Origin of the sequence: Nitrospirillum guaranorum (assembly GCF_034653275.1) — a bacterium.
Lineage (GTDB): Bacteria > Pseudomonadota > Alphaproteobacteria > Azospirillales > Azospirillaceae > Nitrospirillum.
In genome coordinates, this window is the sequence record NZ_JAYEES010000004.1 from 1,207,639 (window position 1) to 1,231,730 (window position 24,092).

Here is a 24,092-nt window from a genome sequence, read left to right on the forward strand (position 1 = left end):
CCATGTTCGGTAAACTGACTCTCGAGGCCATTCCCTACCACGAGCCCATCATCATGGGTGCCGTGGCGATGATGGTCCTGGGTGGTGCGGCCCTGTTCGCGGGCATCACCTTCTTCCGCCTGTGGGGGCCCCTGTGGTCCAAGTGGCTGACCTCGGTCGACCACAAGAACATCGGCATCATGTACATCATCCTGGCGCTGGTCATGCTGCTGCGTGGCTTCGCCGACGCCGTGATGATGCGCACCCAGCAGGCGATGGCCTCCACCGGCGCCGCCGGCCCGCTGCCGCCCGAGCACTTCGACCAGATCTTCACCGCCCACGGCGTCATCATGATCTTCTTCATGGCGATGCCCTTCATGGTCGGCCTGATGAACATCGTCGTGCCGCTGCAGATCGGCGCCCGCGACGTGGCGTTCCCCTACCTGAACAACCTCAGCTTCTGGCTGACGGCCGCGGGCGCGCTGCTGATCAACATCTCGCTGGCGGTGGGTGAGTTCGCCCGCACCGGCTGGCTGGCCTATCCGCCCCTGTCGGAGCTGCAGTACAGCCCCGGCGTCGGCGTCGACTATTACCTGTGGGCCCTGCAGATCTCGGGCGTCGGCACCCTGCTGGCGGGCGTGAACATGATCACGACCATCCTGAAGATGCGGGCCCCGGGCATGACGCTGATGCGCATGCCGATTTTCACCTGGACCACGCTCTGCTCCAACATGCTGATCGTGGCGGCCTTCCCCATCCTGACGGCCACGCTGGCGATGCTGTCGCTGGACCGTTACCTGGGCATGCACTTCTTCACCAACGACGGTGGCGGCAACGCCATGATGTACGTGAACCTCATCTGGGCCTGGGGCCATCCTGAGGTGTACATCCTGGTCCTGCCGGCCTTCGGCATCTTCTCCGAAGTCATCTCCACCTTCTCGTCCAAGAAGCTGTTCGGCTACACCTCGATGGTCTACGCCACGGTCTGCATCACCGTGCTGTCGTTCATCGTGTGGCTGCACCACTTCTTCACCATGGGCGCCGGCGCCAACGTGAATGCATTCTTCGGCATTTCCACGATGATCATCTCCATCCCCACCGGCGCCAAGATCTTCAACTGGCTGTTCACCATGTACCGCGGCCGGGTGCAGTTCACCGTTCCGGTGCTGTGGACCCTGGGCTTCATGGTCACCTTCGTCATCGGCGGCATGACCGGCGTCCTGATGGCGGTGCCCGCCGCCGACTTCGTCCTGCACAACAGCCTGTTCCTGATCGCCCACTTCCACAACGTCATTATCGGCGGCGTGCTGTTCGGCTATCTGGCCGGCTTCACCTACTGGTTCCCCAAGGCCTTCGGCTTCAAGCTGAACGAGACCCTGGGCAAGGTGTCGTTCTGGTGCTGGCTGGTCGGCTTCTACCTGGCCTTCATGCCCCTGTACGCCCTGGGCCTGATGGGCATGACCCGCCGCATGAACCATGTCGACAACGTCGTCTGGCACAACTACCTGCTGGTCGCGGCCCTGGGTGCGGCGGTCATCGCCTGCGGCATCGGCGCCTTCGTCCTGCAGATCCTGGTCAGCGTGCTGAACCGCAAGTCCCTGCGCGACCTGACCGGCGACCCGTGGAATGGCCGCACGCTGGAGTGGGCGACCTCGTCCCCGCCGGCGTTCTACAACTTCGCCGTCGACCCGGTCGTCACCAGCCGCGACGCCTTCTGGGAACAGAAGCAGACCACCGGCGCCGGCCTGCAGCCCCTGCCCGCCTACGGCAAGATCCACATGCCCCACAACACGGGCACGGGCGTCATCCTCGGCGGCTTCATCGCCGTCCTGGGCTTCGCGCTGATCTGGCACATCTGGTGGCTGTCGGTCGCCGCGTTCGCCGCCGCCGTGGCGGTGGGCATCGGCCACACCTTCAACGAGAACCGGGACTACTACGTCCCCTCCGAGACGGTGGCCGAGACCGAGGGCAAGTACTTCAAGCAACTGACGTCGCAGGTCTAAGACGATGAGCAACGCACATTCCGTCGCGGCCGCCGACGCCGCCCTCTTGCACGGGGTGGAGGCTCATGACGAGCACCACCACGACGACGGATCCAAGACCACGCTGGGGTTCTGGATCTACCTGATGAGCGACTGCATCCTGTTCGCCGCCGTGTTCGCGGCGTTCGCGGTGCTGCGCGGACAGACGGCCGGCGGGCCGGACGCCAAGGAGCTGTTCAGCCTGCCCTACGTGGCCGGCGAAACCGCCTTCCTGCTGGTGTCCAGCTTCACCTACGGCATGGCCATGATCGCCGCCGAGAAGCAGAAGCAGTCGGCCACCCTGCGGTGGCTGGGTGTGACCCTGCTGCTGGGCCTGGGCTTCATGTTCATGGAACTGCACGAGTTCGCCGAGCTGATCGGCGAGGGCGCCGGCCCGGACCGGTCGGCCTTCCTGTCGTCCTTCTTCACCCTGGTCGGCACCCACGGGCTGCACGTCCTGTCCGGCATGGTCTGGATGGTGACGCTGATTGCCCACGTGCTGCGCCGCGGCCTGACGCAGGCCAACATCGTCCGCCTGACCTGCCTCAGCCTGTTCTGGCACTTCCTGGACATCGTCTGGATCGGCGTGTTCACCATCGTCTATCTCTCGGGAGTGGCCGCGTGATGGCTACCGCACACACCACCGCTCACGGCCATGACCATGGCCACCATGGCGCCCACCACGGCGAAGGCGCCCACGGCAGCGTGAAGTCCTACGTCATCGGCTTCGTCCTGTCGGTCATCCTGACCGCCATCCCCTTCGGCCTGGTCATGTCCGGCACCCTGCCGGCCGGGACCGCCATCCCCGTGTGCTTCGGCCTGGGCATCATCCAGATCGTCGTGCACCTGGTCTACTTCCTGCACATGAACAGCTCGTCGGCCCGGTCCTGGAACATGGCCGCCTTCCTGTTCACGCTGTTGATCGTCGCCATCCTGGTGGTCGGTTCCTGGTGGGTCATGGCCCACCTGAACGCCAACATGATGCCGGGCGCCATGCCCATGGAGTAAGGCGTTCTTCCCCGGGGGTGGGTCATACCGCCCCCGGGGAACGCTTCCCTATAAAACACGCTGTTGACCACCGTCAGGGCGACCACGAGACCACCCCGGCCCCCGCGGCGGGATGGTCCCGTGGTCGCCTTCGTCATTGCCGGCACCCTGATGAACCGTTAGTCCTACCCGAAAAGACATCCGTCACCCGGGGAGGACTAGGGACAGGATGGAAGAGATTTCGATCCAGGACACCACCAACAAGAAGAACCTGCTTCTTCTTGTCACCCTGCGATGGCTGGCGGTCGGCGGCCAGGTGGCGACCATCGCCATGGCCCAGGCCTGGTTCGATATCGACCTGCCCCTGATCCCCATGGCGGGGGTCATCCTGTTCCTGGTCCTGCTGAACCTGGTCAGCCTGTACCGCAGCCGCACCAGTCCGCACATCACCAATACCGAGCTGTTCCTGGGCCTGCTGCTGGACGTGGCCGCCCTGACGGTTCAGCTGTACCTCAGCGGCGGCGCCACCAATCCCTTCATTTCCCTGTTTCTGCTGCAGGTCATCCTGGGCGCGGTGCTGCTGCGGCCGGTGCTGACCTGGACCCTGGTGGCGCTGACCAGCGCCTGCTTCGTCGGGCTGACAGCCTTCCACCAGGACATCGCCCTGTTCTCACAAGGCCTGGCGTCGGCCGGCGGGGCCTGGCCCCGGGTGTTCGACCTGTACCTGGCCGGCACCTTCATTTGCTTCCTGCTGGCATCCGTGCTGGCGGTCAGCTTCGTCACCCGCATCAACGGCAACCTGCGCCAGCGTGACGCCCGCCTGTCCGACCTGCGGCAAAAGTCGGTGGAGGAGGACCATATCGTACGCATGGGGCTTCTCGCCTCCGGTGCCGCGCACGAGCTGGGCACGCCGCTGGCCACGCTGTCGGTCATCCTGAACGACTGGCAGCACATGCCGGCCAACGAGCGGGACGCCGAACTGCTGGACGATATGGCGGAGATGAAGGCGGCGCTGGCACGCTGCAAGGAGATCGTGTCGCGCATCCTGCTGACCGCCGGTGAGGCGCGGGGCGAAGGGGCGGAGCGGACGACGCTGGTGCGGTTCCTGGACGCCGTGGTGGCGGACTGGCGCCAGGCCCACGCCGACCGGGCCATCGACTACGCCAACCACATCACCGACGATGTGGCCATCGTGTCCGACACCGCCATCAAGCAGAGCCTGTTCAACCTGTTCGACAACGCGCTGGAAGCCAGCCCCGCCTGGGTAGGCATTGATGTCGCCTGCCATGACGGCCTGCTGACGGTCACGGTGCAGGACCGGGGGCCGGGCTTCGCGCCCGACATCCTGGCCCGGTTCGGCAAGCCCTACCAGTCCACCAAGAACAAACCTGGTCGCGGCCTGGGCCTCTTCCTTACGGTGAACGTGGCGCGCAAACTGGGGGGACGGGTGACCGCCGACAACAACCCCGCCGGCGGCGCCACCGTGGAGCTGCGTTTGCCCATCGAGTCGCTGGTGATCGAGGAAGCCGATGACGGACGATAACCTTATTGCCGACGAGGACGCCCCCGTCCTGCTGATCGTGGAGGACGACCCCTCCTTCGGCCGAGCGCTGAAACGGTCGTTCGAGCGGCGGGGGTACCATGTGATCAGTTGCGACCGGGCGGAGGCCCTGCCCGACCTGCTGATCAATGAGGCCCCGGATTTCGCCGTGGTGGACCTGAAGCTGGCCGGCGCCTCCGGCCTGGAATGCGTGAAGACGCTGCACGCCCACGATCCGGAAATGAAGATCGTGGTGCTGACGGGCTTCGCCAGCATCGCCACGGCGGTGGAGGCCATCAAGCTGGGTGCCTGCCACTACCTGGCCAAGCCGTCCAACACCGACGACATCGAGGCCGCCTTCGGCCGCACCGAGGGCGACAGCGGCGTCAGTCTGACCACCCGCGCCACCTCCATCAAGACGCTGGAGTGGGAACGCATCCACGAGACCCTGGCCGATACCGGCTTCAACGTCTCGGAAGCGGCGCGGCGCCTGGGCATGCACCGCCGCACCCTGGCCCGCAAGCTGGCCAAGCAGCGGGTCAGCTGACAGCGGTTGATGGCGATTACGGGTTCAGGCGATCCAGCAGGGCCCGCGACGGTTCCGCCTCCCCACCAAATTGGCGCCCATCACGCGATCTTGAAACCGCTCCACCTCGACAACCTTCTAAAGACGGCGATATCAGGCCACGAGCAAACCGCCGCCGGGCGCCGCCGGACCGGCAAGAATAGGGCCAGGGGCGGGAACGCCCTGGAAGTGGTTCGACAGCGCGTGGGCGATATCCAGTTCCGCCATCGCCGCCCCGGCATCGACGCGGCTGGCGGCCTGGGCCAGCAGTTCTGGCGCGTCGCTGATTCGGCCCCACCGGATCTGCAATCGGGCCAGGCTGATCACCGCCCGCAGGCGCCAGGACAGCGTTCCTTGATCTTCCGCCATGGTCATGGCCTGGCGGAAGAGCGCCTCCGCCTCAGCCACGTCGCCGCGCTGGCTCTGTATTTCGCCGCACAGGCGCATCAGTTCCGGCTGGGCCCACCCATCCTCATTGGCCCGGGCTCTCGCCAACGCCGCCTTGACCATGTCCAGCGCGCCGGCCGCGTCTCCCGCGCGCGCCAGGACCAGCGCCGCCTCCCGCACCAGGACGCCGTAGCGGGCATGGGACAGGTCGCCGAGGGCGGCCATCTGCCGGCGTAACGCCCCCAGCGTCTCGGCATCCCCATCGGATTTCAGGCGCAGGATCAGGTCGAGGCACTGCGCCCAGGGCAGCCACGTCATCGAACCGTGCCGTTCCGCCAGCATCATCAGCAGATCGTTGTGCCGCCGCGCCGCCGCCCAATCCCCCATCAACAGGGCCAAGGGACAGGCCGTCTGACCCAGCACGATACAGGTGGTATAGGCGTGATCCATGGCCATCGCCTGCTCCAGGCAACGGTGCAGCTGTTCCCTGCCCCGGTCGACATCCCCCTGTAGCCAGAGCATGCCCGCCAGCGCACCACGCGCCACGATCTGCTGGTCCAGTTGGAAGCGGATGCGGTGCCCTGTCACCGGCCCGCTATCCGCCAGGGCCAGTGCCGCCTCCGTATGACGACGCGCCCCCGCGATGTCCCCGAGGACATACAGCGCCCCGCCGAGAAGGCGCTCAACCAACGCTAGGACGGACGCATCGTCGGTGGCCGAAACCTCATCCCGCATGCGTCGGGCCAAATCCAGGGCCTGGCGCACCCGCCCCAGCTGGAAATGGCAGAAATAGAGCCCCAGTTGCGCCTGTCGGCGGCCATTCCCATCCGCCAGCCGGTCGGCGGCGGCCAGAACGCCTTCCCACAGTTCCGCCGCCTGCTCAGGCGGCACCATGCTGGCCAAGGACAGCGACATGGCCCGCAGAAGGTGCAGATCCAGACTTTGCCGGTCATCCGCGAACGGCAACGGACTGGCCAGGGCCAGCGCCGTCCACCGTTCGCACTCCATGCCCAGGGACAGGCATTGCCACAGGGGTGCCACGGCCACGACCAGCGCCCTGCCCATGCGCACGCCGTCGTCACCGGCGTTGGTGAAGCACCAGTCCAGCGCCCGGCGGACGTTATCGATCTCCAGCGCGTAGCGGGGCACCATCTCGCTGGCCGGCCGGCCCGCCCACGTCGGCAAGGCGGCCTGGAACAAGCGCAGATAGTGGGTAGCGTGGGCGGTGCGGGTCTCCGCACCCAGACCCGCGGCCTCCAGCCACTCGCGCGCGTAGATCCGAACCGTGTCCAGCAGGCGGTAGCGCACCTCCGGCCCCCGCCGGTCGGCAACCACCAAGGACTTGGCCACCAACTCTTCGACGACGTGGCCGCTGGCGCCCTCGCCATCCAGGTCGGCCGGAGAGACGACCGCCATCGCCGCGGCGGCATCGAAGCCGCCGACGAACACCGACAGCCGGTTCAGCACCGCCCGCTGGGCGCCGGACAGCAAGGCATAGCTCCAATCGAAGGCCGCCCGCAGGGTCTGGTGGCGGGGAGGCGCCGTGCGCCGGCCCCTGACCAGCAGGCCCAGGTGGTCATCCAGCCGGGACGACACCCCGGCGATGCCATAGGCGGCGACCTGGCCGGCGGCGAGCTCCAGGCCCAGGGGAATGCCGTCGAGGCGCCGGCAGATCTCCGCCGCCGCCGGCGCATCGGCGTCAGTCAGCCTGGTGCCTCCGGTCCCGGCCGCCATCCGTGCCGCGAAAAGCTGTACCGCGGAATGCGCCAAGGCCTGGCTGGCGCTCAAACCTTCCGACCGGATGGGCACCGCCAGCGGCGCCAGACGGTGAACCTGCTCCGCGTCAAGGCCCAGCGGCTCCCGGCTGGTGGCCAGGATGTCCACCCCGGGCGTGCCCATCAGCAGGGCGCCGGCCAGCGTCGCCGCCGCCGCGATCACCGGCTCGCAACTGTCCAGCACCAGCAGCATGCGCCGGGGCTTCAGGAAGGCCAGCAGGGCCGGCATGGGATCGGCGGCCTGGATATGGGGCGCCAGGCGGGCCGCCACCGTGGCCGGCACCAGCCCGCCCTCCCCAACCGTGGAAAGGTCGATCAACGCCACGCCATCGGGGTAGCGCCCCCCACGGCGGCGGCCACGCACAGGGCCACCGTCGTCTTGCCCATGCCGCCAGCCCCGGCGATGGTTACCAAACGCTGCCGGCCCAGGCTTGCCGCCAGCGTGGCGATGGCTTCATCCCGGCCCAGCGGCGGGGCCACCTGCCGCGACAGGGCGAAGGCGGCGACGGCGGGCGAGGGCGGCGGGACGGGGCCCGCCCCCTCTTTCAGCACCGGGGCGACAAAGCGGTAGCCCTGGCCCGGCACCGTGCCGACATAGGGGCCGTCGTCGCCCTCCTGCCCCAGGGCGCGGCGCAGCTTGCCCATCTGAACGCGCAGGTTGTTTTCCCCGACGTGCAGGCCCGGCCAGACGCGGCTTTCCAGCTCCGCCCGGTCCAGCACCTCACCCGCCCGTTCCACCAGCGCCAGCAACAGGTCCAGGGCCCGGCCGCGCAGGTCGACGGGCTGACCCGCCGTCAGCAGGCGGCGGGCCGGATAAAGGCTGTATGGGCCGAAGCGGTAGACGGCCTCGGCGATGGGTTTTGTTGTTGCTGGTTCAGGCATGGATCAGGCCCCGGGGATGGACCACGCCGCCCATCCGACCAAAAGTGGTTAATAAAGGCAACCATTCCGCTGTCGACCTATACGCCTGCCTTAGGCGCGCGGCACCTATGGCAGCTCCCGTGTCCAGGGCGCGGAACCGGCGGTGAAGCGGTGCGCCAGGAAATCCAGCAGCACCGCCACGCGGGCGGCACGCGGGCCGCCCGCCGGCGTCACCAGGTTGATGGCCAGGGGGGGCGGCGCCCAATCACGGCAGGCGACCACCAGGCGGCCGTCGCGCACCGCCTCCCACGCCAGGAAATCCGGCTGCATGGCCACCCCCAGCCCCGCCAGCAGCGCGTCCTGCAGCGCGTCGGCGTTGGTCGCGCTCAAGGGGCCCTTGACCCGCACCGATTCCTCGGTGCCGTCCAGATGGACGAAACGCCAGGTCTCCCCCGTCGCCAGATAGCTGTAGACCAGGCAGGCGTGGTCCTTCAGGTCGCGCGGCCGGGTGGGCATGCCCCGGCGGGCGAAATAGCCGGGCGCCCCCACCACCCAGCGCCGCACAGGGCAAAGGCGCCGGGTCATGAGGCTGGAATCCGCCAGTTCGGCGATACGCAGCGCCACGTCCACGCCCCCCGCCACCAGATCGACCAGCCGGTCATCCAGCTGCAAGTCCACCGTGACGTCGGGGTAGGCCGCCAGAAAGTCCGGCAGGGCCGGCGCCACGTGGCGCACGCCGAAGGACATGGGGGCGGCCAGGCGCACCCGCCCGTGCGGCTGGCTGGACTTGGCCTGGGCCTCCGCCTCCACCGCCTCCCCCTCCGCCAGGATCTGGGCCGCGCGCACCGCCAGCACCCGCCCCGTCTCGGTCAGGGAGAAGCGGCGGGACGTGCGATGGATCAGCCGCTCGCCCAGCCGTTCCTCCAGCCGTTTCATCGCCTTGGAAACGGTGGCGTTGGAGACGCCGAAGTCACTGGCGGCGGCGGCGAAGGACCCGGTTTCGGCCACCTTGGCGAAGATGGCCCAGGCCTCAAGGTCGGGGATGGGCATGCGGACTCTCCAGCGCCATGGCATCAAAAATAGAAATGATGAAGTTCCATAGTTTCTATTTTCGCCAGCGTCAACCGGGGCCATCTTAGGTCCTGTCAGCGGCGCCCACCGACGCCGCGCGGAAGATGAAAGCAAGGAGCTTTGTCATGATTGAACGTCGTCCGTTCGCCAAGCTGGGTGGCGCCAACCATGGTTGGCTGAAGGCCAAGCACCACTTCTCGTTCGCCAGCTACTACGACCCGGCCAACATGGGCTGGGGCAGCCTGCGGGTCTGGAACGATGACGAGATCGCGCCCAAGTCCGGCTTCCCGCCGCACCCGCATGCGGACATGGAGATCATCACCTACGTCCGCGACGGCGCCATCACCCACCAGGACAGCCAGGGCAACGAAGGCCGTACCGAGGCCGGCGACGTGCAGGTGATGTCGGCCGGTTCCGGCATCCGCCACGCCGAATACAACCTGGAGAACGAGACCACCCGCATCTTCCAGATCTGGATCCAGCCGGAGACGCGGGGCGGCACGCCCTCCTGGGGCGCCAAGCCTTTCCCCAAGGCCGACCGGTCGGGCAAGTTCGTGACCCTGGCCAGCGGCTTCACCAATGATGAGGGCGCCCTGCCCATCCGCGCCAAGGCCCGGGTGATGGGCGCCACGGTGAAGGCAGGTGAGCGGGTGACCCTGACCGTCGACCCCAGCCGCCACGTCTACCTGGTCCCAGCCACGGGTGTGGTGGAAATCGACGGCGTCCGGATCGAGGCCCGTGACGGCGCCGCCATCACCGACCAGGCCACGGTCGAGGTGGTGGGTGTGGAAGACGCCGAGGTGGTGCTGGTCGACGCCGCCTGACGCGTACCGGGGCGCCGCCGCGGCTGGCGGCGCCCCACCCCTCGGCCCCCATACATGGCCTCATGGGGTTGGAACGGCGGGCCAAGGCCCTAAATGCTTGATGCTGGCCGCCAATACGGGCGGCTTTTGGCGATAGTCGCGCAACCGTTCAAGACGGGGGCAACCCTACAAGACAGGAGCGAGACGGGCTGTTACGCCCCACGCATCCTCAGATTCAAGACGGGAGTTCCGACCCATGAGCACCAAGCCGAATTTCCAGGGCGTCCCAGGCGCGCTGACGCCGCTGTTGGCCGACATGTTCGCCCTGTACCTCAAGACCAAGAATTTCCACTGGCACATCTCCGGCCCGCACTTCCGGGAATATCATCTGCTGCTGGACGCGCAGGCGGCGGAGATTTTCGCCACCACCGACGCCATCGCCGAGCGGGTGCGCAAGGTGGGCGGCACCACCCTGAAGTCCATCGGGCAGATCGCCAAGCTGCAGCGCATCAAGGACAACGACGCTGAGAAGGTGGGCGCCCTGGACATGCTGCGCGAGCTGCACGAGGACAACGTCACCCTGGCCGGCATCCTGCGCGAGGCGCATGAGGTCTGCGACGAGGCGGGCGACGTCGCCTCCGCCAGCCTGCTGGAAAACTGGATCGACGAGGCGGAGGAGCGCGCCTGGTTCCTGGCCGAGACCATCGCCAAGGACTGATGCCCTTGTTCCGGCCCGCTTTTCTTTCGGCCGGTTCATCATTTCAGCGCACAAACCGCCAAATCGCGTTCAACCCTGCAAGTCACCGGCCCCCGGTCGCCCCTACCTTGAGCGCCGCCGGGGGCCGGGTCCCGGTTCCGGACACACCAAGGAACAGCAGGGTCATGACTCTGAACAACGACATCCCCCCTCCCCAGCCAGCGACGGCCAGCCGGCCGTCGACGGCGGGCCGGACGCCGCCCGCCGCGCCGTGCTGATGGGCGGCGGCGCCCTCGCCGCCCTCGCCATGCTGCCCGCAGGCGCCGCGACGGCCCTTGCCGCCCCCAGCGAAACCGCTTCCCCCGCCACCGGCCCGCACGCGGCCGACATAGGAACCCATGCCATGAGCTTCATCACCACCAAGGACGGCGTCCAGATTTTCTACAAGGACTGGGGCCCCAAGACGGCGCAGCCGATCGTCTTCCATCACGGATGGCCGTTGAGCGCCGATGATTGGGACAACCAGATGATGTTCTTCCTGGCCCATGGCTATCGCGTCATCGCGCATGACCGCCGCGGCCACGGCCGGTCCACCCAGACCGACACCGGCAACGAGATGGACACCTACGCGGCCGACGTCATCGCCCTGGCCGCCGCCCTGGATCTGAAGAACGCCATCCACGTGGGCCATTCCACCGGCGGCGGCGAGGTGGCGCACTATGTCGCCCGCGCCGAAAAGGGCCGCGTCGCCAAGGCCGTCCTGATCGGCGCCGTTCCCCCGATCATGGTGAAGTCCGACAAGAACCCCGGTGGCCTGCCGCTGGAGGTGTTCGACGGCTTCCGCACCCAGCTGGTGGCCAACCGCGCCCAGTTCTACCGCGACATCCCGGCCGGCCCCTTCTACGGCTTCAACCGCGCTGGCGCCAAGGTGTCGGAGGGCGTGATCAACAACTGGTGGCGCCAGGGCATGATGGGCGGCATCAAGGCCCACTACGACTGCATCAAGGCCTTCTCGGAAACCGACTTCACCGAGGACCTGAAGAAGATCGACGTGCCGGTGCTGATCATGCACGGCGACGACGACCAGATCGTCCCCATCGCGGACTCCGCCCTGCTGTCGGCCAAGCTGGTCAAGAACGGCACGCTGAAGGTGTACAAGGGCTACCCCCACGGCATGGCCACCACCCACGCCGACGCCATCAACGCCGACCTGCTGGCCTTCATCAAAGGCTGATCCGAGGAACCGCTGGGGGCGTGGTTTACGCCGCGCCCCCAGCGGCCTCGTCTTCCGCTGGGTTCCCGCCGCCTGCCGTCCCGCCGCCTGCCGCGGGCGGGCACGCCAGATAGACCATCAGCGACGCCCCCGGCATCGACGGCAGCGCCAGGGGTACGAAGTCGTATTCCTGCCGGCCCCGCACCGGATGGTTCACCCACTTGCGGCCGGCGCACAGTGCCCGCACCTCCTGCCCCGGCCATACCCGGCGGAAGGTCTCGCTGGCCGCCAGCAAATCGTCGATCAGTTCCCGGAAGCGCGGGTCGTTGGCATGGGCCGCGGTCTGCCCCCGGAAGATGGAGGCCAGCGCGCGGGCGGTGGCGTTCCAGTCCGCCCGCTCCTCCGGCAAGGGGGAACGGGTGAAATAGCGCCACAGCATGTTGCGCCCATAGGCCGGCGCCGCCGCGTCGAAGCGGAACAGATCGGCCGCCCCCTGGTTCCAGGCCAGAACATCCCAGCGCGCGTCCACGATATAGGCCGGATCCGGTTCCAGCCGGCGCAGCAGCGCCAGCGACTGCGCATCCACCCCGTCGCTGGCGCCTTCGAGGCGGGCGGGGGGCCGCCGGCCCGCGAGGGTGAACAGATGGTCGCGTTCCACCGCCGTCAGCCGGAGGGCGCGGGCCAGGTTGGCCAGCACTTGGTCGGACGGGCGCACGTCGCGCCCCTGCTCCAGCGCCGTGTACCAGGCGGTACCGATGTCGGCCAATTGCGCCACCTCCTCCCGCCGCAGGCCGGGGGTGCGCCGGCGCCGGCCAACGGGCAAGCCAACGGAGGCCGGATCCAGATGCTGGCGCCGGTCACGCAGGAAATTGGCGAAGGCCATGTTGCCGCCGGCGGCGGCGCTGTTGGCGAAGGAGGGACCGTCCATAGCCTGATAGTCACGATAGTAGGATAACTGGATTCTTCTTATAGGATAAAGGATCGGCCACCTTCAGGTCCAGGCCGGCCGGGTCACAGCACGGCGCCCATGCCCCGAGCCGGCCCCCAAAGCCTGGAGGATGACCATGACAAACACCCTTCCCATCGATTCGCGCGTCGCCCTCGTCACCGGTGCCAACAAAGGCATCGGCCTGGAAATCGCCCGGGGCCTGGGCCGTCAGGGCATCACGGTGCTGCTGGGTTGCCGGAACGAGGCTCTGGGCCGCGACGCCGCCGGCCAGTTGACGCAGGAGGGTCTGCACGCCCATGCCCTGACCCTGGATGTGACCGACGCCGCCTCGGCCATGGACGCGGCCGCGCGCATCGCCGAGCGTTTCGGCCGGCTGGACATCCTGGTGAACAACGCGGGCGTCGCGGCGCAGGAGGAGGCCGACGCCTTCCGCGCGGGCAAGCCCATCGTGGACGTGGAGATCGCGCGGCGCGTCTATGACACCAACGTCTTCGGCCCCCTGGCGGTGACCCAGGCCATGCTGCCCCTATTGCGCCAGGCGCCGGCCGGCCGGATCGTGAACATGTCCAGCGGCCTGGGCTCCCTGACCAACATGAGCGACCCCTCGCACCCGTTCGCCGGGCTGGCCGTCCTGGCTTATGGGTCGTCCAAGGCGGCGCTGAACGGCATCACCGTGCAGCTGGCCAAGGTCTTGAAGGATACGCCCATCAAGGTGAACAGCGCCTGCCCCGGCCACTGCGCCACCGACCTCAACCGCCACAGCGGGCCGCGCACGCCGGCGCAGGGGGCCGCCACGCCCATTCGTCTGGCGCTGCTGCCGGCCGATGGGCCGACCGGCGGCTTCTTCAACGACGAGGGCGCGCTTCCCTGGTGACGGACGGCGGCGAAAGGATGGTGGAGGGCCGGCCAGGCGCCCGGCCGGCCCTTAACCGAAACCCGGTTGCCGTTCAACCCGAGGTGACCGTGGCCTTCAGGTTCAACGCGCCCACGGGCGATGTGCCGTAGCAATTTTCCGCCGCCCAGGTGCAGCCGGTTCCACTGACCATGTCGAAGCCGCCGCCCGACTGGCGCATCAGCACGTGGCCGGCGGCGTTGCCGTTCACCTGCGCCAGCCGCGACTTGCCGGTGGTGGCCATGGCCCCGCCTGACGACTGGTCGCAATTGTCCAGCACGGTCAGGTTGCTGAACCAGCCGCGCACCATGTAGGTGGCCCCGCCGCCCTCGTTATAGCCGGTGCAGTTGCGCAGGCGCATCTGCACCAGGCCGTAAACATGGGCGCCGTTGGGATCGCCCGGCGACAGCGACCGGCAGTTGTTCTCGAAGCCCACCTGTTCGATGGCCGCACCGCTGGAGGTGCCGTTGTTGTAGTAGAAACCGTAGCTGCCATTGTCACGGCAATAACCGCCGAAGATGCGGACGTCGGTGGTGCCGCCATACGTCGAATCAAAGTTGGTGGCCATCATCCCGCACTTGGTGTTCTGGGCGAAGAAGCAGCCCACCACGGTGATGGCGGAGCACACGCCGCCCTTGGATTGGGCGAAGACGGCGCCGTTCTGCTTGCAATCCTGGAAGAAGCAGCCGACCAGCAGGGATTCGAAGACGTTGCCCTCGAACAGCAGGCCGTTCAGGCCCGCGCCTTCGATACACAGCCCGTCCAGCGTGACGTTGTAGAAGAAATAGGAACTGCCGTAGGCGATGATGCGCAAGCCGTTGCCGTCCTTGCCGGTGCCCAGGATCTTCATGGCGCCCAGGATACGGAAGTAGCGGACGGTGTTGACCGCCTGCAGGCTCATGATGTCGGTGCCGTTGGTGATGGTCGACACCAGCGTAGCGCCCTGCGCCTGCAGCCCCCAGGGCTTGCCCGCGTCCTGGGTGGATACGAAGGAAATGGTCTTGGCGATGGCGTAGGTACCGGCGGGTACGATGACCATCAGGCCCTTGGTGGCCGCCGCCGCCAAGGCCTTGGAGAAGGCGGCGCTGTCATCGGTGACGCCGTCGCCGACGGCGCCGTAGTCATAGATGGTGGGCGTGGCCTTGGCTGTGGCGGTTTGCGCCACCTGGACGTCCCCCTCGGCATCGGGGGCTGATGCCGCGCCCGCGCGCGCGGCGGCCACCGCGGACAAGCCGAAGGGCAGCGCGGCACCGGCCGCGATCAAATGTCGGCGATCCATGATTTACCTCGCTGAAGAACAATGTGTCCCGCCGCCGCCCCTGTTGAAGCCTGAATTTCCTGGCCGTTTAGGAAGTTCCAGCTTAAGGAGCGCTAGACCTATGGGGGAAGAGGGTGGCAGCTCTCTTTCGGCGGTGCCGTATCAGAATTCACCGACATGTACAGTCTCGCAAGACCAAAACGGCACCAGGAGAAATAGCATTCGGTATACCTCGGACAGCAAATATCTGGCCATTTTATACCGATTCCATGCACCACTGGAGACATAGGCGGGTTTTAGTCATATACCGCACTGCAATAGACATATGCCACCCGCGCCATGTGACGAAACTGTGTTCGCCAAATGCCCAATGGCGGCCACACGCCACTGCAAGGCATTGTTCCCCTGCTTGCAAACGACACCAATCCGTTTGATAGATTGCCTTTATGTTAAATTGTATGTAATCACCACTTGCTCAATCGGTATCGACCCAACCAAGCAGTTCCGTCCAACCAGTGGCCTTTCGGTAAGAAAACAGGCGGCCAGCCCCACGCCATGGTGATGCCATGATCCCGTGCGACTAACGGGGCCGGACGACTTCTTAACCATAAAAAAGGCGGCGGCCCCAGCCTACCGGGGACCACGGCCTTCGAAGGCAGGCTCCCCGGGAGGGACCACCCCATAGATGCGCGTGACCGGCCCCTTGGCTTCACAGCCGGAGGGCGGGCTGACGGAGGTCGTCCCTTATGGAGGTTTTTTGTGGTGTGCGCAAAACTTTGGCATCGGGCAGGCCTGGTAGGGCTGATGCTGCTGTCAGGCTGCACCGCTTGGCTGCCGCCATGGGAGCAGGCCAAGCCCGCCCCCCAGAAGATCGCGGTCACCCGACCGGCCCCCACCCGCGCCAAGGCCCCGGCGGCCCCCGCCGCCAGCGGGACCGCCTCGACGGGTGACGCCGCCCGCGTGGCGGCCGCCCGCCGCACGCCCCCCTCCCCCACCCCGTCCCAGACGACACCAGCGGCGGCCAGTGCCGCCGTGGCGTCAGATGTCGATCTGGTGGGTATGGACGAATCCCAGTTACAGGCCTTGATGGGTCCCCCTTCCTCGCAGCAGGACTTGTCCCCGGGGAAGGAGTGGCTTTACCGCCACGGGACTTGCACCGTCGACCTGACACTGTACCCCGACATCAAGACGCAGGCTTACCGCGTCCTAAGCTATGAGGTGACAAGTGACAATGACACCGGCGACCGCAAACGCTACTGCCTGGCCGACCTCCGGTCCGTGGCTCAAGCCAAATGACGTCCTTCCGGCCGTGCCGGCCCGCGTGGTCCTTGTCGATGACGACGAGGCCTTTCGTGAGGCCGCCACGGGCGAACTGGAGGACCTGGGCTTCACCGTCACCGGCTTCCCCGACGCGAAGTCGCTGATCAACCACCTGACCAGCGCCGACGGCTCTGGCCTGGATGACGGCGCCGCCGACATCCTGGTCATCGACTGGTGCCTGGAGCGCACGCTGGGCATCGATCTGCTGCCCGATCTGCGGCGGCGCGGCTGCCGCATCCCGGTCATCTTCCTGACCGGCATGTCCATGCCCGCCAACGAGACGCTGGCCCTGGATCGCGGCGCGGTCGACTTCATCGACAAGACCCGCGGCATGTCCGTCCTGGCCCGCCGCATCCGCCTGATCCTGCAACCGCCTGCGGCGGCCGCCCCTACCCCTACGGTTAAGTCGGGGGATGAGATCGTGTGCGGCAAGCTTACCCTTAAGCCTAAGGTCAACCGAGCCTTTTGGCAGGGTCGCGACGTGATGCTTACGGTTACCGAATTTAGTATCGTCGAGTTCATGGTGGCCAATTTGGGCGAGCACGTCACCTACCGGGCCATCTACGACCGCGTGCATTGGAGCGGGTTCGTCGCCGGCAGCGGCGAGGATGGCTTCCGGACCAACGTGCGCTCGTCGATCAAGCGGATCCGGAGCAAGTTCAATGCTATCGATCGTGGCTTTGCGGAAATTGAGAATTTCGCGGCCTTCGGCTACCGATGGCGTGACCCGGCAAGCGTCGATGCCGCGGCGTCTGAGGTGGGCCGCCCGCAGGATATCCGGATCACTCACGGTTAGACTGGGCTTCCTGCTCGTCATCTTCGCCGCCCTTCCCTTCATCCTCTACGGCCAATTCGAAACGGCGGACCGCAAGGAAAGGGAGATTGTCACCAAGAATCTGCGGTACAGCAGCTGGCTCATCGCCCAGGCCTTGAAGCCGCTGCTGAACCGCGAAAGCGGACCGCCCACCGCGTCCTTGAACGAGGAGCTGGCCAAATACGACGGTGACGGCACCAACCTGAAACTGATGTTCCAGCCCAAGGGTGGAGCCGCCGGCCAGGACGGCGGCTTCTACTTTTTGGCTTCGGCGCCCAAGGTCGGCGCCGCCGACCTGGGCGCCACCCTGGACAACCTGCAACGCCACGGCATCGTTTCGCAGGTGGCGGAAAGCTGCACCTGGGACAAGCCGGTCGACATCCGCTACACCCAGCCCACCGGACATGAGGAGATCCTGACCTCCGTCGTGCCCATCCAGAGCCGCTGGGGCTGCTGGGTCCTGGTTTCCTCCCACGTCACGTCGGAACTGCTGGCCACCGCCATCGGCCGTCCCTACTGGCAGACGCCGCAGGTGCGGCTTTCGTTGATGCTGTACCTGGCCGTGGCCGTCATCGCCCTGCTGACCGCCCTGTCCGTGCGCCGCCACATCCGCCATTTCCGCCACGTCGCCCGCGAAATCCGGCAGGGCCGCGTGGCCGGCAACACCTTCGCCAGCCGCAACGCCATTCCCGAACTGGACAGCGTGGCCCGTGACTTCGACGGCCTGGTCCACGATCTGCACCACGTGGCCGGCGTCATCCGCCAGACGGCGGAGGACAACGCCCATTCCTTCAAGGGGCCGGTCGCCACCATCCAAGCCTGCCTGGAGCCGCTGAAACGCCTGATCCCGGCGGAGCACGCCCGCGGCAAGCGCGCCGCCGAATTGATCGAGCTGTCGCTGGACCGGCTGAAGGCGCTGATCTCCGCCTCGCAGTGCCTGGACAACACGATGGCGGACATGATCGAATCCCCGCGCGAGGCGGTGGACCTGACGCAGATCGTGGCCGACATCCTGAAAAGCTACCGCGAGGTGCTGGTGGCGCGGCAGATCCGCCTCAGCCGCCAGTTGCCCCCCGACGTGCTGGTTCGCGCCGGCAAGGTCGCCCTGGCCGTGGTGGTGGAGAACATTCTGGACAACGCCGTCAGCTTCACCCCCGATGCGGGCGCCATCGCCGTGCGCCTGCAGGAGGAGGACGGCGTCATCAACCTGACCATCGAGGACAGCGGCCCCGGCATCGACCCGGACAAGATCGACAACATCTTCGATCGCTATTTCTCCCTACGGCCCCCCGATCACGCCCGTCGCGACGCCAAGGCGGGATCGCCCGGCCACGCCGGCCTGGGCCTGTGGATCGTGAAGCGCAATGTCGAGGCGCTGGGCGGCACGGTCACCGCCACCAATCGCATCGGCGGCGGCCTGAAGGTCCATATCGTTCTGCCGTCGGCAAGCTGAAACCCCGCCAATACAACTCCAGAGGGAAAATTCTTGGAGAGGGCGTCGCCCGCCACTATAGTGCTGCGCGCCGCCTTATCTCTCTTTAGTTGTAGTCGCGTGACAATCACGCCCTGGGCGGCGTCCGACACGGGAGGGACGTATCGCCATGAGCACGAGCCCCAACATCCTGCTGGTCACCACCGACCAGTACCGCTTTCCCCGCTTCTCTTACGGTCCCGAGGGCGGCTTCGCCGAAGCGCTGAAGCAGATCCTGGGATTCCAGGGCACCGTGGATCCCCACAATCCCTTTGCCGCCTTCTTCCCCGGCCTATTGCGCCTGCGCCACAACGCGGTCGTGCTGCGCAACCACACCATCGCCGCCAGCGCCTGCACCCCCAGCCGAGCCACGATCTATACCGGTCAGTACGGCACCCGCACCGGCGTGACGCAGACCGATGGCCTCTTCAAGAACGGCGACGCCGCCAACTTCCCCTGGCTGGCGCCGGATGGCGTCCCCACCCTGGGCAGCTGGATGCGGGCCGCCGGCTACAGCACCCATTATTTCGGCAAGTGGCACGTCAGCAACCCGCCGGACCACAGCCTGCAGGCCTACGGCTTCGACGACTGGGAGGAATCCTACCCCGAGCCGCACGGCGCGTCGCCCAACAACCTGGGCCTGTACCGCGACATCGGCTTCGCCGACAGCGTCTGCACCTTCCTGCGGCGCAAGGCCCTGGGGCTGGACTACGACCGCGCCGCCGCCGTCAAAAGCGACAAGGCACCCCAGCAGCCGGCGCCGGACGCGTCGAAGGCGCGCCCCTGGTTCGCCGTCGCGTCCTTCGCCAACCCCCACGACATCGCGACATACCCGGCGGTGATCGCCCAGGCCCTGCCGTCCGACACCGGCACGCCCGTCACCCTGCCCAACGGCGCGACGGTGGGCGCCACCCAATCGGTCTTCGGCCCCCTGACGATCCCCCTGCAAGGCGACCGTACACCCCCGCCCACCGGCGGTACCCTGCAGGTCGCCCTGAATCCCCTGGGCTTCCCCCAAGCCTGCGCCCACAACCCGCCCACCCTGGACGAGGATTTGTCGGCCAAGCCGTCCTGTCAGTACGACTACGCCTACAAGATGGGCTTGGCGCTCTCGGCCAAGGTGGGCGCCGGCGCGGGCGGCGCCGTCCCGGCCGACAAGATGGACGCGGCGGTGGCGGTCACGCTGAAAAGCTGCATCCCCTTCCAGCTGGCCGACGACCCGACGGCCTCGGCCCGGGATTTCGTCCAGCTGTACGCCTATCTGCACGCCGTGGTGGACGCGCAGATCGACCGCGTGCTGCGCACGCTGGAGGAATCGGGCCTGGCGGAGAACACCATCGTCGTCTTCCTGGCTGATCATGGCGAATACGCCGCCGCCCACGGCATGATGATCGAGAAGTGGCACACCGCCTATCAGGAGGCGCTGCACGTCCCCGTCGTGGTGCAGTTCCCGCCGTCCACGTACCGCGTGCCCGGTGGCCTACGGCACCTGGACCAGGTGACCAGCCACATCGACATCCTGCCCACCATCCTGGGCCTGGCCGGGGCGGACCGGGGCGAGGCCGCCCGTCGGCTGGCGGCGGCGCGTGGGCCCTTCCCGCCCCTGCCCGGCGCCGACCTCGCCCCCTTGATCCGGGGCGAGACCGAGGTGGTGACGGAACCCGACGGCCTGCCGCGCCGGGGCGTGCTGTTCATCACCGACGATGAGATCACCAAGCCGCTGCCGCCCATCGGCGACCCGCATGAAACCGCATCCTACGCCCAGTTCGCCGTGTTCGACGCCACGGTGGCCGCCGTGCGGGAAGGGCGGCATGGCAAGGGCCCCGTGCCTGGCCTCACCCCGGGGCCGGTGCGCCAGCCCAACCATGTCCGCTGCGTGCGTACCCCGGACTTCAAGCTGTCCCGCTATCACGACCCGGACGGGCGCGTGCCCCAGGAATGGGAGATGTATGACCTGCGGCACGACCCGAACGAGACCGTCAACCTGGTGCAGGTGCGGGCGTCGCCACCCACCGCGCGCCACGACCTGCCCGGCTGGACCACCCGTGCCGCCGTGCAGGCGGAGGCTGACAGCCTGGCCGAGCTGCTGGCCCGGCTGGAGGCGCGGGACTTGCCGCCCCTGGCGCCTGCGGCGTCCTGACTCCCCACAACATCGCCGATAACGTGCAACGCCGCCCCGAAACGGGCGGCGTTGCCGCATCCGCGCCACCGTGACGCACCCGCCCTTGAAAGCGGATGCCTCCGTCCTACCCTTCCTGAGCGTAAAGCCGGGCGCCCGATGCGCCTGACGGTCCTGGTTGCCCCTGCGAAGCCCCCGGCCACGGCTTGGTCACTGGCCCCGGTTCAGCCTGCCCCGTAGCGTCATCTGCAAAGGTTCCCACCCTGAAGCGGAGCGGTCATAAAATGCATGACGTGACGGAGCGCGTGTCCACCCGGGCCCTACGGACCACGCAAATCCATCCGGTTCTTCTGTCCGGCGGCGCCGGCACCCGGCTGTGGCCCCTCTCCCGGGCGATCCATCCCAAGCAATTCCTGGCCCTGACCTCGGACCGGACCCTGTTGCAGGAAACGGCCGCGCGCAGCCTGGGCGACGCCGGCTTCGCCGATCCCGTCGTCATCTGCAACGAGGAACACCGGTTCATGATCCACGAGCAGCTGCACGGGATCGGGATCGAACCTCAGACCATCATCCTGGAAAGCGCGGCGCGCAATACGGCGCCGGCCATCGCCGCCGTCGCCCTGTGGCTGATGGACCGCGATCCCGACGCCCTGATGCTGGCCCAGCCCTGCGATCATCTGATCGGCGCGCTGCCAGACTTCTACCTGGCCGTGGCCAAGGGTGTGCCGGCGGCGCAGGCCGGCCACCTTGTCACCTTCGGCGTCGTGCCGGACAAGCCGGAGACCGGCTACGGCTACATCCGGACCGGCGCCCCGCTGGCGGGCGTGGACGGCGTGCGCGCGGTCGAGCATTTCGCCGAGAAGCCCAACGCCGAGACGGCGGAGCGCTATCTCGCCAGCGGCAACTACCTGTGGAACAGCGGCATCTTCCTGATGTCGGCCCGCCAATACATCGCCGAGCTGGAGCGCCTTCAGCCGGACATAGTGACCGCCGTGCGCGAGGCCATTTCCGCCGGCAAGGAGGACAACGGCTTCTTCCGCCTGGATGAGGCCTGCTTCACCGCCGCCGCGGCCCTGTCCATCGACCACGCGGTCATGGAGCACACCGACAAGGCCGCCGTCATCCCGGTGGACATGGCCTGGTGCGACGTCGGGTCCTGGCGGTCCCTGTGGGACGTCAGCCACAAGGACGATGCCGGCAACGTCGAGCAGGGCGACGTCATCCTGCAGGACGTGAAAAACAGCTACGTCCATTCCGACGGCCGCTTGGTGGCCGCCATCGGCGTTGAGGACCTGGTGATCGTCGCCACCGACGACGCCGTGCTGGTCGCCGACGCCGCCCACGCCAAGAACGTGGGCAAGGTGGTGGAGCAGCTGCGCCGCCGCAACCGGTCGGAAGAAACCCACCACACCACGGTCTACCGGCCGTGGGGCTATTATCGCGCCGTGGACATCGGCTACCGCTTCCAGGTCAAGCGCATCATGGTGAAGCCGGGTGCGCGCCTCAGCCTGCAGAAGCACCACCACCGCGCGGAACATTGGATCGTCGTCCAGGGCACCGCCCTGGTGCAGCGCGACGGCGAAAACCGCCTGGTGCGGGAGAACGAGTCCGTTCACATCCCCATCGGCATGGAGCACCGCCTGGAGAACCCCGGCAAACTGCCCCTGCACCTGATTGAAGTGCAATCTGGCGCCTATCTGGGCGAAGACGACATCGTGCGTCTGTCCGATACCTACGGCCGCGCGTGAGCGCGGCCCCATTTCCCGGGACCCAACCCGGGAGAGGGAGCCAATTGACGCGGAAACGGGCGGGGAACGGGGGGCAACCCGTTTTTAAACCAAGACGCGGTCCCGCAAGGGCAACGCGCCAAGCCCGAGGTCAAATCCGATGCCTGCATACCATCGACGCCATCCCACCCCGTCGTTCGGAAGGGTGATGTACGATAGCCCTCTCGCCCGGCTTCATCCGGCCGCGGAAACGATGGCGGCTGGCGGCCTGAAGCGGCGCCTGCTGCTGGCCGCGGCCGGGCTGGCGCTGACCGGCGGCTTGGCCGCCGCCCCCGCCAACGCCCAGACGGAAACGTCGCCGGACGACACGGTGGCCACCCGGCAACACCCCGAATTCGACCCGCCGGGCATCCGGGTGGGCGGCTTCATCCTCTATCCCAGCGTCACGCTGGACGAGGTTTTCGACAGCAACATCTATGCGACTCAGGGGCATGACACCAGCGACCTGATCACGGTGCTGCAGCCCAAGCTGGAGCTGAAGTCCAACTGGAACGTGCACCAGCTGAACCTGCACGCCAGCGGCGACATCGACTGGTACGCCCAACACAGCCGCGAGAACTACGCCAACTACGACATCGGCGCGGACGGCCGGCTGGAGGTCTACCACGACGCGTGGATATCCGGCGGCGCCGACTACAGCCTGTGGCACCTGCCCCGCACTTCGCCCAACAACATCGTCGGTCAGGCCGACCCGACCGAATACAACCAGGCCTCGGCCAGCGTGGTCGGTCACAAGGAGTTCGGCAACCTGTTCGTCGAGCTGGGCGACAGCTACAACCGCTACGACTTCGCCAACGCCCAGACCTTCGATGGCCGCACCATCCTGTGGGAACGCCAGAACCATGATGAGAACGAGGTCAGCGTCCGCACCGGCTACACCATCCAGGGCCTGTATGAGCTGTACGTGAAGGGCGCCTACAACACGCGCAACTATGACAGCACGTCGGACATGAGCGGATTCAACCGCAATTCCAACGGCTACACCGTCCTGGTGGGCGGCAAGTACAACCTGACGGGCATCACCTCCATCGACCTGTTCGCCGGATACCGGTCGCAGGACTATGACGATGTCCGCCTGGGCACCTTCTCCGCCCCCACGGGCGGCGCCAAGATCACCTGGAACGTGACGCCGCTGACGACCGTGACCGGCGAGATCACCCGCGACATCGACGAAACCATCGTCGTCGGGGCGGCCGGTTATTTCGCCACCAAGGAAACCGTGGCGGCCGACCACGAATTGCTGCGCAACCTCATTCTTCACCTGCAGCTAAGCCATGAGGCCGACGATTTTCAAAATATAGGCCGAACAGATGATGTCTATGGCGTTGGTCTTGGCGCTAAATACATGATGAACCAAATGACCGCCATCAACGTCCGTTACAACTACCAAATCCGGTCCTCTAATGGCACCGGAATCGGGTACGCGGACCACAACATTTTGGTTGGCTTAACCCTTCATCTGTAAGGGAATACTGGCTGTATCCATCGCGATCACAGCGCAGGCGGGGGCGGCCCCCGTTTGATCACAACCGCCGCCCCCCACTTTTGATAAAACTATCGTGTGAGCCCCACGAAAAACGGGC

General features: G+C 67.1%; 20 protein-coding genes. 15 read left to right on the plus strand and 5 right to left on the minus strand.

Annotated elements, in window-relative coordinates:
• The first annotated feature begins 2 nt into the window (after positions 1-2).
• From cyoB to UAJ10_RS27125, 5 genes are all read left to right on the plus strand, one after another.
• Entirely contained in the window at positions 3-1,982 is a 1,980-nt protein-coding gene (gene cyoB, locus UAJ10_RS27105) for a cytochrome o ubiquinol oxidase subunit I (RefSeq protein WP_322918476.1), read from the plus strand.
• Positions 1,983-1,986: 4 nt separating this feature from the next.
• The gene (cyoC, locus tag UAJ10_RS27110) at positions 1,987-2,625 is read left to right on the plus strand and encodes a cytochrome o ubiquinol oxidase subunit III (protein WP_322918477.1); all 639 of its coding nucleotides are present in this window, start codon (positions 1,987-1,989) and stop codon (positions 2,623-2,625) included.
• Positions 2,625-3,008: a cytochrome o ubiquinol oxidase subunit IV gene (gene cyoD / locus UAJ10_RS27115; RefSeq protein WP_322918478.1), complete on the plus strand. Its 384-nt coding sequence runs from the start codon at positions 2,625-2,627 to the stop codon at positions 3,006-3,008. The genes cyoC and cyoD overlap by 1 nt, the downstream gene beginning before the upstream one ends.
• Before the next feature lie 208 nt (positions 3,009-3,216).
• On the plus strand, positions 3,217-4,530 hold the full coding sequence (locus tag UAJ10_RS27120) for an ATP-binding protein (RefSeq protein WP_322918479.1): 1,314 nt from the start codon (positions 3,217-3,219) through the stop codon (positions 4,528-4,530).
• Positions 4,517-5,074, plus strand: coding sequence for a response regulator transcription factor (locus UAJ10_RS27125; protein WP_322918480.1), 558 nt, complete (start codon positions 4,517-4,519; stop codon positions 5,072-5,074). The genes UAJ10_RS27120 and UAJ10_RS27125 overlap by 14 nt, the downstream gene beginning before the upstream one ends.
• A gap of 132 nt (positions 5,075-5,206) precedes the next feature.
• Here UAJ10_RS27125 and UAJ10_RS27130 read toward each other — a convergent pair whose 3' ends face one another.
• The 3 genes from UAJ10_RS27130 to UAJ10_RS27140 all read right to left on the minus strand — a co-directional run bounded on the left by UAJ10_RS27130 (position 5,207) and on the right by UAJ10_RS27140 (position 9,165).
• Entirely contained in the window at positions 5,207-7,573 is a 2,367-nt protein-coding gene (locus tag UAJ10_RS27130; protein ID WP_322918481.1) for an ATP-binding protein, read from the minus strand.
• The gene (locus UAJ10_RS27135; protein ID WP_322918483.1) at positions 7,570-8,136 is read right to left on the minus strand and encodes a winged helix-turn-helix domain-containing protein; all 567 of its coding nucleotides are present in this window, start codon (positions 8,134-8,136) and stop codon (positions 7,570-7,572) included. The genes UAJ10_RS27130 and UAJ10_RS27135 overlap by 4 nt, the downstream gene beginning before the upstream one ends.
• Before the next feature lie 105 nt (positions 8,137-8,241).
• Positions 8,242-9,165 carry a LysR family transcriptional regulator gene (locus tag UAJ10_RS27140; RefSeq protein WP_322918484.1) on the minus strand — a complete coding sequence of 308 codons (924 nt, stop codon included), beginning with the start codon at positions 9,163-9,165 and terminating at the stop codon, positions 8,242-8,244.
• Positions 9,166-9,311: 146 nt separating this feature from the next.
• On the opposite strand from UAJ10_RS27140, the gene UAJ10_RS27145 reads away from it, so the two are divergent.
• The 3 genes from UAJ10_RS27145 to UAJ10_RS27155 all read left to right on the plus strand — a co-directional run bounded on the left by UAJ10_RS27145 (position 9,312) and on the right by UAJ10_RS27155 (position 11,920).
• Positions 9,312-10,010: a pirin family protein gene (locus UAJ10_RS27145; protein ID WP_145748790.1), complete on the plus strand. Its 699-nt coding sequence runs from the start codon at positions 9,312-9,314 to the stop codon at positions 10,008-10,010.
• A 235-nt stretch (positions 10,011-10,245) separates the two neighbouring features.
• The gene (locus UAJ10_RS27150; RefSeq protein ID WP_322918487.1) at positions 10,246-10,707 is read left to right on the plus strand and encodes a Dps family protein; all 462 of its coding nucleotides are present in this window, start codon (positions 10,246-10,248) and stop codon (positions 10,705-10,707) included.
• A gap of 382 nt (positions 10,708-11,089) precedes the next feature.
• Complete coding sequence (locus UAJ10_RS27155) at positions 11,090-11,920, plus strand: alpha/beta fold hydrolase (RefSeq protein WP_322918489.1); 831 nt, start codon at positions 11,090-11,092, stop codon at positions 11,918-11,920.
• A gap of 25 nt (positions 11,921-11,945) precedes the next feature.
• Here the strand turns inward: UAJ10_RS27155 and UAJ10_RS27160 are convergent, their stop codons facing one another.
• On the minus strand, positions 11,946-12,827 hold the full coding sequence (locus UAJ10_RS27160; RefSeq protein ID WP_322918490.1) for a helix-turn-helix transcriptional regulator: 882 nt from the start codon (positions 12,825-12,827) through the stop codon (positions 11,946-11,948).
• A 136-nt stretch (positions 12,828-12,963) separates the two neighbouring features.
• Here UAJ10_RS27160 and UAJ10_RS27165 point away from each other — a divergent pair, with 136 nt between their 5' ends.
• Positions 12,964-13,722, plus strand: coding sequence for an SDR family oxidoreductase (locus tag UAJ10_RS27165; protein ID WP_322918491.1), 759 nt, complete (start codon positions 12,964-12,966; stop codon positions 13,720-13,722).
• Positions 13,723-13,795: 73 nt separating this feature from the next.
• Here UAJ10_RS27165 and UAJ10_RS27170 read toward each other — a convergent pair whose 3' ends face one another.
• Positions 13,796-15,019: a glycosyl hydrolase family 28-related protein gene (locus UAJ10_RS27170; RefSeq protein ID WP_322918492.1), complete on the minus strand. Its 1,224-nt coding sequence runs from the start codon at positions 15,017-15,019 to the stop codon at positions 13,796-13,798.
• A 783-nt stretch (positions 15,020-15,802) separates the two neighbouring features.
• Here UAJ10_RS27170 and UAJ10_RS27175 point away from each other — a divergent pair.
• The 6 genes from UAJ10_RS27175 (at position 15,803) to UAJ10_RS27200 (ending at position 23,974) form a co-directional block, all read left to right on the plus strand.
• Complete coding sequence (locus tag UAJ10_RS27175; RefSeq protein WP_322918493.1) at positions 15,803-16,294, plus strand: hypothetical protein; 492 nt, start codon at positions 15,803-15,805, stop codon at positions 16,292-16,294.
• Positions 16,230-17,114, plus strand: coding sequence for a response regulator transcription factor (locus UAJ10_RS27180; protein ID WP_322918494.1), 885 nt, complete (start codon positions 16,230-16,232; stop codon positions 17,112-17,114). The genes UAJ10_RS27175 and UAJ10_RS27180 overlap by 65 nt, the downstream gene beginning before the upstream one ends.
• Entirely contained in the window at positions 17,059-18,585 is a 1,527-nt protein-coding gene (locus tag UAJ10_RS27185) for a sensor histidine kinase (RefSeq protein WP_322918495.1), read from the plus strand. Before UAJ10_RS27180 ends, UAJ10_RS27185 begins: the two co-directional genes overlap by 56 nt.
• Before the next feature lie 148 nt (positions 18,586-18,733).
• Positions 18,734-20,743, plus strand: coding sequence for a sulfatase-like hydrolase/transferase (locus tag UAJ10_RS27190; RefSeq protein ID WP_322918496.1), 2,010 nt, complete (start codon positions 18,734-18,736; stop codon positions 20,741-20,743).
• Positions 20,744-21,006: 263 nt separating this feature from the next.
• Positions 21,007-22,470 carry a mannose-1-phosphate guanylyltransferase/mannose-6-phosphate isomerase gene (locus tag UAJ10_RS27195; RefSeq protein WP_322918497.1) on the plus strand — a complete coding sequence of 488 codons (1,464 nt, stop codon included), beginning with the start codon at positions 21,007-21,009 and terminating at the stop codon, positions 22,468-22,470.
• A 187-nt stretch (positions 22,471-22,657) separates the two neighbouring features.
• On the plus strand, positions 22,658-23,974 hold the full coding sequence (locus UAJ10_RS27200; protein ID WP_322918498.1) for an outer membrane beta-barrel protein: 1,317 nt from the start codon (positions 22,658-22,660) through the stop codon (positions 23,972-23,974).
• Positions 23,975-24,092 lie beyond the last annotated feature (118 nt).